This window comes from Streptomyces sp. PCS3-D2 (assembly GCF_000612545.2).
GTDB lineage: Bacteria > Actinomycetota > Actinomycetes > Streptomycetales > Streptomycetaceae > Streptomyces.
On the sequence record NZ_CP097800.1, the window covers coordinates 2457156 to 2469769 of the forward strand.

Genomic DNA, 12614 nt, shown 5'->3' on the forward strand with positions numbered 1-12614 from the left:
ACACCCGCCCCTCTCCAGGGTCCCTCCCCCGCTTCGGCCGGGAAGGGACCGGCGAACCGGATGCGCTCCTCGCGGAGCGCGCCGGATCAGGAGACGCCCAGCTCCTTGGCGTTGGCCTTCAGGTCCTCGATGCCACCGCACATGAAGAACGCCTGCTCGGGGAAGTGGTCGTACTCGCCGTCGCAGATCGAGTTGAACGCGGCGATCGACTCGTCGAGCGGAACGTCCGAACCGTCCACGCCGGTGAACTGCTTGGCGACGTGGGTGTTCTGCGACAGGAAGCGCTCGACGCGACGGGCGCGGTGGACGACGAGCTTGTCCTCCTCGCCCAGCTCGTCGATACCGAGGATCGCGATGATGTCCTGGAGGTCCTTGTACTTCTGCAGGATCCCCTTGACGCGCATGGCGGCCGCGTAGTGGTCCGCCGCGATGTAGCGGGGGTCCAGGATGCGGGACGTGGAGTCCAGCGGGTCCACGGCCGGGTAGATGCCCTTCTCGGAGATCGGACGGGAGAGAACCGTCGTCGCGTCGAGGTGGGCGAAGGTGGTCGCCGGCGCCGGGTCGGTGAGGTCGTCGGCGGGGACGTAGATCGCCTGCATGGAGGTGATCGAGTGACCACGGGTCGAGGTGATGCGCTCCTGGAGGAGACCCATCTCGTCGGCCAGGTTCGGCTGGTAACCCACCGCGGAGGGCATGCGGCCGAGCAGGGTCGACACCTCGGAACCGGCCTGGGTGTACCGGAAGATGTTGTCGATGAAGAAGAGCACGTCCTGCTTCTGGACATCGCGGAAGTACTCCGCCATGGTCAGACCGGCCAGGGCGACGCGCAGACGGGTGCCCGGGGGCTCGTCCATCTGGCCGAAGACCAGCGCGGTCTTGTCCAGAACACCGGACTCCGACATCTCCTCGATGAGGTCGTTGCCCTCACGGGTACGCTCACCGACACCCGCGAACACCGACACACCGTCGTGGTTGTTGGCGACGCGGTAGATCATTTCCTGGATCAGAACGGTCTTGCCGACACCGGCACCACCGAACAGACCGATCTTTCCACCCTTGACGTACGGGGTGAGGAGGTCGATGACCTTGACACCGGTCTCGAACATCTCGGTCTTCGACTCGAGCTCGTCGAAGTTCGGCGCCTTGCGGTGGATCGCCCAGCGCTCGCCGACCTCGGCGTTCGCCTCCGGGTAGTTCAGCACCTCACCGAGGGTGTTGAACACCTTGCCCTTGGTGAAGTCGCCGACGGGGACGGTGATGCCCTCGCCCGTGTCGGTCACCGCAGCCTGGCGGACCAGACCGTCGGTGGGCTGCATGGAGATCGTGCGGACCAGGCCGTCACCCAGGTGCTGGGCGACTTCGAGGGTCAGCGTCTTGAGCGCGCCCTCCTCGGCCGGGTCGGCGACCTGGACCTTCAGCGCGTTGTAGATGTCGGGCATCGCGTCGACGGGGAACTCCACGTCGACGACCGGGCCGATGACCCGGGCGATGCGGCCCGTGGCAGCGGCCGTCTCAACAGAGGTCGTCATTACTTGTCACTCCCCGCGGTCGCGTCGGCCATGGCGCTCGCGCCACCGACGATCTCGCTGATTTCCTGGGTGATTTCGGCCTGGCGGGCCGCGTTGGCAAGCCGGGAGAGGCTCTTGATGAGCTCACCGGCGTTGTCGGTGGCCGACTTCATCGCACGGCGGCGGGCGGCGTGCTCGGAGGCAGCGGCCTGCAGCAGCGCGTTGTAGATACGGCTCTCGACGTAGCGCGGCAGAAGGGCGTCGAGGACGTCCTCCGCCGACGGCTCGAACTCGAACAGCGGAAGGATCTCGCCCTTCGCGCCGTCCTCCTCCGCAGCCTTCTCAAGGCTGAGCGGCAGCATCCGGCTGTCCACCGCGTTCTGCGTCATCATCGACACGAATTCCGTGAAGACGATGTGCAGCTCGTCGACGCCACCCTGGGCCGTGTCCAGCTGGATGGCCTCGATCAGCGGCGCCGCGACGCGCTTGGCGTCGGCGTAGTCCGGGCTGTCGGTGAAGCCGGTCCACGAGTCCGCGATCTTGCGCTCGCGGAACCCGTAGTAGGCGACACCCTTGCGGCCGACGATGTAGCTGTCGACTTCCTTGCCCTCGGCGCGCAGCCGCTCGGTGAGCCGGTCGGCCTGCTTGATGGCGTTCGAGGAGTAGCCGCCGGCCAGACCGCGGTCGCTCGTGATGAGCAGGACCGCGGCACGGGTCGGCGCCTCGACCTCGGTGGTCAGGGCGTGCTTGGAGTTCGAACCGGTGGCCACCGCGGTCACCGCGCGGGTGAGCTCGGTCGCGTACGGGGTCGACGCCGCCACCTTGCGCTGCGCCTTGACGATGCGCGAGGCGGCGATCATCTCCATCGCCTTGGTGATCTTCTTGGTCGCCGTGATGGCACGGATGCGACGCTTGTAGACCCGGAGCTGCGCTCCCATGAGTCAGGTCCCTTCCGTCGTCACTTGGAGACGTTGACGGCCGGCGCGTCCTCGCCCAGAAGCTTGCCGTCCGAGGTCTCGAACTGCCGCTTGAAGCCGGCGATGGCGTCCGCGATGGAGGACAGGGTGTCGTCCGACATCTTGCCGCCGTCGGCGATGGAGGTCAGGAGGTCCTTGCGCTCGCGGCGCAGGTGCTCCAGCAGCTCCGACTCGAAGCGGCGGATGTCGGCGACCGGGACGTCGTCCATCTTGCCGGTGGTGCCGGCCCAGACGGAGACGACCTGCTCCTCGACGGGCATGGGCTGGTACTGGCCCTGCTTCAGCAGCTCGACCATGCGCTTGCCGCGCTCCAGCGAGGACTTCGACGCGGCGTCCAGGTCGGAACCGAAGGCGGCGAACGCCTCCAGCTCGCGGTACTGGGCCAGGTCGACGCGGAGACGACCCGAAACCTGCTTCATGGCCTTGTGCTGGGCGGAGCCACCGACGCGGGAGACCGAGATACCGACGTTCAGCGCCGGGCGCTGGCCCGCGTTGAACAGGTCGGACTCCAGGAAGCACTGGCCGTCGGTGATGGAGATGACGTTGGTCGGGATGAACGCCGACACGTCGTTCGCCTTGGTCTCGACGATCGGCAGACCGGTCATCGAACCGGCGCCCATCTCGTCGGACAGCTTCGCGCAGCGCTCCAGCAGACGGGAGTGCAGGTAGAAGACGTCACCCGGGTAGGCCTCGCGGCCCGGCGGGCGGCGCAGCAGCAGCGACACGGCGCGGTAGGCGTCGGCCTGCTTCGACAGGTCGTCGAAGATGATCAGGACGTGCTTGCCGGCGTACATCCAGTGCTGGCCGATGGCGGAACCGGTGTACGGCGCCAGGTACTTGAAGCCGGCCGGGTCGGACGCCGGGGCGGCGACGATCGTCGTGTACTCGAGCGCGCCGGCCTCTTCCAGGGCGCCGCGAACGGACGCGATGGTCGAGCCCTTCTGGCCGATGGCGACGTAGATGCAGCGGACCTGCTTGTTCACGTCGCCCGAGCGCCAGTTGTCGCGCTGGTTGATGATCGTGTCGACGGCCAGAGCGGTCTTGCCGGTCTGACGGTCACCAATGATCAGCTGACGCTGGCCACGGCCGATCGGCACCATCGCGTCGACGGCCTTGTAGCCGGTCTGCATGGGCTCGTGCACCGACTTACGGACCATGACGCCCGGGGCCTGCAGCTCGAGGGCGCGGCGGCCTTCGGTCGCGATCTCGCCGAGGCCGTCGATCGGGTTGCCGAGCGGGTCGACAACGCGGCCGAGGTAGCCCTCGCCGACGCCTACGGACAGAACCTCACCGGTGCGCTGCACCGGCTGGCCCTCCTCGATGCCGCTGAACTCGCCGAGGACGATCGCACCGATCTCGCGCTCCTCGAGGTTGAGGGCGAGACCGAGGGTGCCGTCCTCGAACTTCAGCAGCTCGTTCGCCATGGCGGAGGGCAGGCCCTCCACCTTCGCGATGCCGTCGCCGGCAACGCTGACCGTTCCGACCTCCTCGCGCGAGGCCGCGTCCGGCTGGTACGACTGGACAAAGGTCTCCAGTGCGTCCCGGATCTCCTCCGGCCGGATCGTGAGCTCCGCCATCTGGGTTCCCTGCTCTCCTTGTTGGGCCTGAAGCTTCTTAGGGGTCTGGGGGTGACCCCCAGGAATCTTCTGCAAGTTCTGCACGGCCCAACCGGGCCGCTAGGAATGCTTTGTACTTGTGGTGGCTGGTCAGCCGGCCATGCGGCGGGACGCCTCTGCGAGGCGGTCCGCGATGGTGCCGTCGATGACCTCGTCGCCGACGCGCACCGAGATCCCGCCGAGGACCTCGGGGTCCACGTCGAGGTTCAGGTGCATCTGGCGGCCGTACAGCTTGGCCAGCACCGCGCCGAGGCGCTGCTTCTGCACGTCGCTGAGCGGAACCGCGCTGGTCACGGTGGCGACCATGCGGTCACGGCGCTCGGCGGCGAGCTTGGAAAGGGACTCCAGTCCCGCTTCCAGGCTACGTCCACGCGGGTGCGTGACAAGACGGATCACCAGGCGCTCGGTGACGGCGTTCACCTTGCCGCCGAGCAGGCTGCGCAGCAGCTCGCTCTTGGCGGAGGCGGTGGCCGCACGGTCGGTCAGCGCGGCACGCAGCTCGGTGTTCGAGGACACGATCCGGCCGAAGCGGAAGATCTCGTCCTCGACGTTGTCGAGCGCGCCGGCCTGCTGGGCCGCCGTGAGGTCGGCGGTGGCCGCCAGCTCCTCCAGCGAGTCCACCAGGTCGCGGGACTGCGACCAGCGGGACCGGGCCATGCCGGACACCAGGTCGAGGGTCTCCCCGCCGACCTGACCGCCGAGCAGCCGAGCGACCAGCTCGGCCTTGGCCTCACCGGCCTGCGCCGGGTCCGTGATGACCCGACGCAGCGAGACCTCACGGTCGAGCAGCGCGGTGACAGCGGCCAGCTCACCGGCGAGCTTCGCCGCGTCGACGGACGTGTTGTCCGTCAGCGCGTCGAGACGCTCACGCGCGGAGGCCAGCGCCTCGCGGCTCGCTCCGTTCATCGGGCAGCCTCGGCCTTCTCCTCAAGCTCGCTGAGGAAACGGTCGATGGTGCGGCTCTGCCGGGCGTGGTCCTCCAGGGACTCGCCGACGAGCTTTCCGGCCAGGTCGGTGGCCAGCTTGCCCACGTCCTGACGCAGCGCCTGCGAGGCGGCCTTGCGGTCTGCCGCGATCTGGGCGTGGCCGGCAGCGATGATCTCCTCACGCTGCCGCTGGCCCTCTGCGCGCAGTTCTTCCTTCAGCGCAGTGCCCTGCTCCAGCGCTTCCTGGCGCAGGCGCGCGGCCTCGTGCCGGGCCTCGGCGAGCTGGGCCTTGTACTGCTCCAGGACGCTCTGGGCCTCGGTCTGAGCGGCTTCCGCCTTCTCGATACCGCCCTCGATGGACTCACGGCGCTCTTCCAGAACCTTGTTGATGTTCGGGAGGAGCTTCTTCGCGAGGAAACCGAAGACGATGACGAAGGCGATCAGACCGATGACGAGCTCGGGGATCGGCGGAACGAGGGGGTTCTCTCCACCCTCAGCCGCGAGAACCATGAGGTTCACATCAATGCCTTTCGTCTGTTCGGACTAGTGATCGCGATTCGTCAGCTGTAGACGAACGGCATGACCAGACCGATGAGGGCGAGCGCCTCACAGAAGGCGAAGCCGAGGATCTGGTTGGCGCGGATCAGACCGGCAGCCTCGGGCTGACGGGCGAGAGCCTGCGTGCCGTTACCGAAGATGATGCCGACGCCGACGCCGGGGCCGATGGCCGCGAGACCGTAACCAACGGAGCTGAGGGAGCCGGTGACGGCGGCAAGGGTCTGGGACATGCCAGTTCTTCCTTCTCTTTCACGGACCGGTGGGGGTTGGCCACCGGACGAATGGGGGCTGAGCGGGGTTGGGCGGTACTCAGTGGTGCTCGGCGAGCGCGCCCTGGAGGAAGCTGCACGCCAGGAGGACGAAGACGTACGCCTGGACAGCCTGGATGAAGAGCTCGAACGCGGTCATCACGATGACCATGACGAACGAGACGCCCGCGTAGGCGATACCGATCCCGTTCAGCAGGTACCAGCTGGCGATGGTGAACAGCAGCAGCAGGGTGTGACCGGCGAACATGTTCGCGAACAGTCGGACCGCGTGGGTGAAGGGGCGGACCAGGACGTTCGAGAAGAACTCGATGACCATGACCAGCGGGAGGACCGGGCCGAGCGACTTGTCGTAGCCGGTCAGGTTCTTGAAGCCGCCGACGAAGCCGTGACGCTTGAAGGTCACGCTCATCCAGATCACGTAGACGATCAGGGCGAGGGCCATCGGGTACGCGATGATCGAGGTCACCGGGAACTGGGCGAGCGGGATGATGGACCAGAGGTTCATCATCCAGACGAAGAAGAAGATCGAGACCATCAGGGGGACGTACTTCTCGCCCTCCTTCTTGCCCAGCGTCTCGTAGACGATGCCGCGGCGCACGAAGTCGTAACCGGCCTCGGCGACCATCTGGAGCTTGCCCGGGACGACCTTCGGCTTCCGGAACGCGGCCCAGAAGAACCCGACGATGATGATCGAGCCCAGCAGGGCGAGAAGCATCGTCTTGTTGAAGTAGAAGTTGCTGTCCGCGTCGCCGAAGATCGGCTGGAACAGGAACGAGTGCAGGCCGGGAGCCGGGAAGCCACAACCGTCGAAGATGTGGCAATCGGTCTCGAAGGCGAGCACCGTCGTCGGGTCAGCACTCACCGCGGGCTCCTTCAGCGTGGCGCATAGGTACGGCAACCTCGTTGTGTCGGCGCGGCGCACAGCCGCTGTTCGGCACTGGACTGGTGTTACGGATGATGGGGCGGCGATCAGGCATCGAGCCTCGCGATGGGACAGGCGTCAGCTCAGATGCCCGCGCCCGCAATGCCGCAGTTGGCACCGGACGATAGCAGGATCTCGAACGCTCACTTATCCCGGCCCTACCCTTCACGACTTCGGTCCCGGGTTTTCGGGCTTGTCGCCCTTCACCGGGTCCGGTTCGACGTAAAGGATCTTGGCCTTCATGTGAGCACGCGTCTGCGCGGCGATCCACACCAGGGTGGTGGCGACGAGCGTGATGGCGAAGGCCTTGGGGTTGAACAGCGTGGTGTTCTTGAACGCTGCGACGAAGACGAAAAGCAGCAGGATCTGGGCCGTGTAGAGCATGAGCCCCATGGCCTGGAAGAGGTGCGGAAGCGATTTCGCCGTGCGCTGCAGGACGACGAACCCGATGCCCATGAACAGGATCACGACCAGCGTCGCGACGACCGCTCCGACCACGCCCTTGCCGCCGACGACAAGCCCACTGATCAACGCGGCGAGTACGCCGGCGACGGCCGTGGGCACGGCGGCTTGCAGAAGGGATCGGACGTCATCTGACCGCATGGCGGTTTGCTCCGCGTGGTGGTGGGGGCACTGGACTCGTACGGGACGAGCGTAAGCCCGGTCCGAGAGAGAACCTCGGGCCAAGGGACCGTCGCACTACGGTCCTTCGGCTCTGTCGCCGGGTTTAGTGAACGGTATCACAAACTATTTGATGAGAGCTTTACCTGCCCAGTGTGCCGACTGTCACACATGAGAGTGACCCTGCGCGTGTGTGCGCGACAGGGGGGCTGGTTGTCTGCTAATGGACTTCCATGTCGGACATGTGAAGCAGGGGTCAGCGAGCGGATTCAGCCTTACGCCGCTCGGGGAAGCGCGAACGGGGGCCCACCGCGGTCGCGCCGTTGACGCCCGAGACGCCTGCGGCGATCGGCCCGGCGGGCTTCTGCTCGGCTCCCGACGCGTCCTGCAGGGCGGCCTCCGCCGCCGCCTCGGCCGCGCGCGCGGAGTGCCGGTAGCGGGGCGGGACCAGACGTTCGGCCCAGGCCGGGGTACGGGGCGTGAAGCGCGGCAGGAGCAGCAGGAAGAGCCCCACCGCGCTGAGCACGGCGATCACGAGCACGATCCACATCGCGGTGGAGTGCACGGAGTAGGCCACGGTGCCGAAGGCGATCAGGCCCGACCAGAAGTACATGATCAGGACGGCGCGGCTGTGCGAGTGGCCGAGTTCCAGCAGTCGGTGGTGCAGGTGCCCGCGGTCGGCCGCGAACGGCGACTGGCCGTTCCACGTACGCCGCACGATGGCCAGGATCAGGTCCGCCATCGGGATCGCAATGACCGTCAGGGGCAGGATCAGCGGGATGTAGGCGGGCAGCATCGCGTGCGTCGCGTTGCGCTCACCACCGGCGAACAGGGCCAGCGCGTCCGGGTCCACCTGCCCCGTCAGGGAGATCGCCGCGGCGGCCAGGACCAGACCGATGAGCATCGACCCGGAGTCGCCCATGAAGATCCGCGCGGGGTGCATGTTGTGCGGCAGGAAGCCCAGGCACATGCCCATCAGGATGGCGGCGAAGAGGGTCGCGGGGGCCGCGGACTCGATCCCGTAGCCGAACCAGATCCGGTAGGCGTACAGGAAGAGAGCGGCCGCCGCGATGCAGACCATGCCGGCGGCGAGGCCGTCGAGGCCGTCCACGAAGTTCACCGCGTTGATGGTGATCACGACGAGCGCCACGGTGAGCAGGTTGCCCTGCCACTGGGTGAGCGGGACCGTGCCGATGAAGGGGACCGGGATCCACAGGATCGTCAGTCCCTGCATGACCATCACACCGGCGGAGATCATCTGCGCGCCGAGCTTGATCAGGGCGTCGATCTCGAACTTGTCGTCCAGGACGCCGATCAGCCAGATCAGCGCGGCACCGGAGAGCAGGGCGCGCGGCTCGTTCGACTTCTCGAAGACCGCGTTGAGGTTCTGCAGGTGATCGGCGACCAGCAGGCCGGCGCACAGGCCGCCGAACATCGCGATCCCGCCGAGGCGCGGCGTCGGCTCGCGGTGCACGTCGCGGGCGCGGATCTCCGGCATGGCCCCGGCCGCGATCGCGAACTTCCGCACGGGCCCGGTCAGCAGGTAGGTCACCGCGACCGTGACGCAAAGCGTCAGCAGATATTCACGCACTGGCTGCCCCAGAAGTATCGCCGGCCATCTCAGCCCCACACATTAGCTGCGATGTCCCCTCCACCGAGGACGCGAGGGGTCCGTATACCGGTTCCACTACGCCCCTCTTGCCCCGTTTACTCCCCGTAAGGGGGAAATCCTGCTGTGAGCTCGCCGACCTCCGTACGTGTCTGCGCGGCTTCCCCGCGCAGCGCGGTCGCGAACAGCTCCGCGATCCGGAGCATCTCCGGCTCCCCCATCCCCTGGGTGGTCGCGGCGGCCGTCCCCATCCGGACCCCCCGCTGGTCCCCGTACGGCAGCACGCACGTGTCCAGCACGATCCCGGCGGCGGCCAGCCTGCCGCGGGCGGTCGGGCCGTCCACGCCCAGCGGCGCCGGGTCGGCGGTGATCATGTGCGTGTCGGTGCCGCCGGTGGTGATCGTGAACCCGCGTTCCTCCAGCGCCCCGGCCAGTACCCGGGCGTTGGCCACCACCCGGTGGGCGTAGGTGGCGAATTCCGGTCGGGCCGCCTCGCCGAAGGCCACCGCCTTGGCGGCGATGGTGTGCATCTGCGCCCCGCCCTGGGTGAACGGGAACACCGCCCGGTCGACGCGCTCGGCGAGATCGGCGCCGCACAGCAGCATCCCGCCGCGCGGCCCGCGCAGCACCTTGTGCGTGGTCGCGCAGACGACGTCCGCGTACGGGACCGGACTCGGCGCGGCCCCGCCGGCCACCAGCCCGATGGGATGCCCGGCGTCGGCGATCAGATACGCCCCGACCTCGTCGGCGATTTCCCGGAAGGCCGAGTACTCGGGGTGGCGGGGATAGGAGATGGACCCGCACACGATGGCCCTGGGGCGGTGCGCACGGGCAAGGTCCTGCACCTGCCGGTAGTCGATCAGGCCGGTCCGGGGGTCCACGCCGTACCCGACGAAGCTGAACCAGTGGCCGGAGAAGTTGGCGGGCGAGCCGTGGGTGAGGTGCCCCCCGTACGGCAGCCCCATCGCCAGCACGGTGTCCCCCGGCCGCAGCAGCGCCGCGTAGGCGGCCAGGACGGCCGAGGAGCCGGAATGCGCCTGCACGTTCGCGTGCTCGGTCCCGAACAGCGCCTTGGCCCGCTCCACGGCGATCTGCTCGGCCATGTCGGCGTACTCGCACCCGCCGTGGTAGCGGGCGCCCGGGTAGCCCTCGGCGTACTTGTTGGCGAGCGGGGACCCCAGCGCCGCCAGGACGGCCGTCGAGGTGAAGTTCTCCGCCGCGCTCAGCTGCAGCGTGCCGGCCTGCCTGCGGCCCTCCCCGGCGAGTACGTCGGCCATCTGCGGGTCCTGCCGGCGCAGCAGGTCCGTGGGCTGGGTGATGACGCTCATGGCGCGACTCCAGGGGGATACCGGGTACCAGCCACTGTAGGCCCGGCCCGCCCGTCACGCCTCGCGGCGCAACCGCCCCGCCGCGGTGCGCCCCGCCGGGGTCAGCGACGCGCCGCCACACCCGTCAGGGCCGTCACCACGGGGTCCAGCGCCTGGTTGATCTCGTCGCCGATGGAGCGGAAGAAGGTGATCGGCGCACCGTACGGGTCGTACACCTCGTCCGCGTCGGGCGACGGTGCCAGCAGCCACCCGCGCAGCGCCGCGGCGGCCCGTACGAGGGCCCGCGCCCGCTCCGCCACGCCGTCGTCCACCGGCGGCAGCGTGGCCGGGTCTATGGCCCTGACCAGCCGGGTGAACTCCTTCAGCGTGAAGGTGCGCAGCCCCGCCGAATGCCCCATCGAGATGACCTGCGCGCGGTGGTCCCGCGTGGCGGTCAGCACCAGGTCGGCACGTATGACGTGCTCGTCCAGCAGCTCGCGGCCGGTGAACCCCGAGGTGTCGGCCCCGAAGTCCTCCAGTACGGCGGCCGCGTTGGCCTCCATCGGAGCACCCTCGTGGCCCCAGGTGCCGGCGCTCTCCACGATGAGGTCTCCGCCGACCGGACCGCCGAGGCGGTGCGAGAGGGCGTGCCGGGTGAGCCGCTCGGTGATCGGAGAGCGGCACACGTTGCCCGTGCTGACGTGGAGTATGCGGAAAGTGCTTCCCCCTGCTATGCCACGCCCCTCAGGGCTCACGGGGCGACCTCGAGGTCGGGTACGACCTCCCGCAGCTGGCCGGCGCTCAGCGCTCCCTCCCGCAGCAGCACGGGCACCTTCCCCGTGACGTCGACGATCGACGACGGCTCGATGCCGGGCGTCGGGCCCCCGTCGAGGTAGACCGACACCGATTCGCCGAGCATCTCCCGCGCCGCGTCGCAGTCCTCGGGCGCCGGATGCCCGGAGAGGTTGGCCGAGGACACCGCCATCGGGCCGACCTCCGTCAGCAGCTCGATGGCGACGGGGTGCAGGGGCATCCGCACGGCCACGGTCCCCTGGGTTTCGCCGAGGTCCCACGCCAGCGAGGGCTGGTGCTTGGCGACCAGCGTCAGCGCGCCGGGCCAGAAGGCGTCGACGAGCTCCCAGGCCTGCTCGGAGAAGTCCGTGACGAGGCCGTGCAGGGTGTTCGGGGAACCGATGAGCACCGGGGTGGGCATGCCGCGGCCGCGGCCCTTGGCGGCGAGGAGGTCGTGCACGGCCTCCGGGCTGAAGGCGTCCGCGCCGATTCCGTACAGGGTGTCGGTGGGCAGCACGACGAGCTCGCCGCGGCGCACGGCGGATGCGGCTTCGCGCAGGCCCGTCTTGCGGTCCGTTGCGTCGTTGCAGTCGTATCGCCGGGCCATCAGCGGGCCTCCTCGTGCAGCAGGGGGGTGGCGGGGGTCGTCGCGCCGGTCACGGCAGTGCCTTGCGGGCCGTGGCGAAGCGCGGGCGGTTGTTGAGGTCGGGGTGGTCGGCCGCGTCGGCCCAGCCCCGCTCCTCGGCGAAGATCCACGGGACCTGCCCGCCCTGCGTGTCGGCGTGCTCGACGACGACGATGCCGCCCGGCCTGAGGAGCCGGTGGGCGGTGCGTTCGAGGCCCCGGATGGTGTCCAGGCCGTCCTCGCCGGAGAAGAGCGCCATCTCCGGGTCGTGGTCACGGGCCTCGGGCGCCACGTACTCCCACTCGGTGAGCGGGATGTACGGCGGGTTGGAGATGACCAGGTCGACCTGGCCGTCGAGCTCGGGCAGGGCGCTCAGGGCGTCCCCCTGGTGGACGGTGACCCGGGAGCCCTCTGCGTTCTTGCGGGTCCACCGCAGGGCGTCCTCGGACAGCTCGACCGCGTGCACGCGCGAGCGCGGCACCTCCTGGGCCATGGCCAGAGCGATCGCCCCGGACCCGGTGCACAGGTCGACGATCAGCGGCTCGACGACGTCCATCGCCCGGACGGCCTGTATGGCCCAGTCCACGACCGACTCGGTCTCGGGCCGGGGCACGAAGACACCGGGCCCGACCTGGAGCTCCAGGTACCGGAAGAAGGCGCGCCCGGTGATGTGCTGGAGCGGCTCGCGCGCCTCGCGGCGGGCGACGGCCTCCCAGTAGCGGGCGTCGAAGTCCGCGTCCTTGACGTGGTGCAGTTCCCCCCGCTTGACGCCGTGCACGAAGGCGGCGAGTTCCTCCGCGTCGAAGCGCGGTGAGGGTACGCCGGCGGCGGCCAGCCGCTGGGTGGCCTGGGCCACCTCGGCAAGCAGCAAGTTCACGCTGGTC

General features: G+C 68.9%; 13 protein-coding genes. All 13 read right to left on the reverse strand.

From position 1 onward, the window contains the following. Positions 1-86 precede the first annotated feature (86 nt). Positions 87-1529, reverse strand: a complete 1443-nt coding sequence (gene atpD / locus AW27_RS10000) for a F0F1 ATP synthase subunit beta (RefSeq protein ID WP_037927934.1) — start codon at positions 1527-1529, stop codon at positions 87-89. Next, on the reverse strand, positions 1529-2446 hold the full coding sequence (locus AW27_RS10005; protein ID WP_037927931.1) for a F0F1 ATP synthase subunit gamma: 918 nt from the start codon (positions 2444-2446) through the stop codon (positions 1529-1531). Before AW27_RS10005 ends, atpD begins: the two co-directional genes overlap by 1 nt. Before the next feature lie 20 nt (positions 2447-2466). Beyond that, entirely contained in the window at positions 2467-4062 is a 1596-nt protein-coding gene (gene atpA / locus AW27_RS10010; RefSeq protein WP_037927930.1) for a F0F1 ATP synthase subunit alpha, read from the reverse strand. Between the two features lie 129 nt (positions 4063-4191). Next, positions 4192-5007, reverse strand: a complete 816-nt coding sequence (locus AW27_RS10015) for a F0F1 ATP synthase subunit delta (protein WP_037927927.1) — start codon at positions 5005-5007, stop codon at positions 4192-4194. Beyond that, the gene (locus tag AW27_RS10020; RefSeq protein WP_037928618.1) at positions 5004-5537 is read right to left on the reverse strand and encodes a F0F1 ATP synthase subunit B; all 534 of its coding nucleotides are present in this window, start codon (positions 5535-5537) and stop codon (positions 5004-5006) included. Before AW27_RS10020 ends, AW27_RS10015 begins: the two co-directional genes overlap by 4 nt. A gap of 50 nt (positions 5538-5587) precedes the next feature. Next, positions 5588-5815 carry an ATP synthase F0 subunit C gene (gene atpE, locus AW27_RS10025; RefSeq protein WP_030386954.1) on the reverse strand — a complete coding sequence of 76 codons (228 nt, stop codon included), beginning with the start codon at positions 5813-5815 and terminating at the stop codon, positions 5588-5590. Positions 5816-5894: 79 nt separating this feature from the next. Then, positions 5895-6731: a F0F1 ATP synthase subunit A gene (atpB, locus tag AW27_RS10030; protein ID WP_037928615.1), complete on the reverse strand. Its 837-nt coding sequence runs from the start codon at positions 6729-6731 to the stop codon at positions 5895-5897. Positions 6732-6941: 210 nt separating this feature from the next. Next, on the reverse strand, positions 6942-7379 hold the full coding sequence (locus tag AW27_RS10035; protein ID WP_037927926.1) for a Cg1360 family ATP-synthase-associated protein: 438 nt from the start codon (positions 7377-7379) through the stop codon (positions 6942-6944). Positions 7380-7653: 274 nt separating this feature from the next. Next, complete coding sequence (locus tag AW27_RS10040) at positions 7654-9000, reverse strand: MraY family glycosyltransferase (protein WP_063890651.1); 1347 nt, start codon at positions 8998-9000, stop codon at positions 7654-7656. Positions 9001-9104: 104 nt separating this feature from the next. After that, positions 9105-10334 (reverse strand): serine hydroxymethyltransferase, encoded by a 1230-nt coding sequence (locus tag AW27_RS10045; RefSeq protein WP_037927919.1) that lies wholly within the window; start codon positions 10332-10334, stop codon positions 9105-9107. A 101-nt stretch (positions 10335-10435) separates the two neighbouring features. Further along, complete coding sequence (locus tag AW27_RS10050; protein ID WP_037927917.1) at positions 10436-11068, reverse strand: arsenate reductase/protein-tyrosine-phosphatase family protein; 633 nt, start codon at positions 11066-11068, stop codon at positions 10436-10438. Then, positions 11065-11712: an L-threonylcarbamoyladenylate synthase gene (locus AW27_RS10055; RefSeq protein WP_037927914.1), complete on the reverse strand. Its 648-nt coding sequence runs from the start codon at positions 11710-11712 to the stop codon at positions 11065-11067. The genes AW27_RS10050 and AW27_RS10055 overlap by 4 nt, the downstream gene beginning before the upstream one ends. A gap of 49 nt (positions 11713-11761) precedes the next feature. After that, on the reverse strand, positions 11762-12607 hold the full coding sequence (prmC, locus tag AW27_RS10060; RefSeq protein WP_030853584.1) for a peptide chain release factor N(5)-glutamine methyltransferase: 846 nt from the start codon (positions 12605-12607) through the stop codon (positions 11762-11764). Positions 12608-12614: the final 7 nt, after the last annotated feature.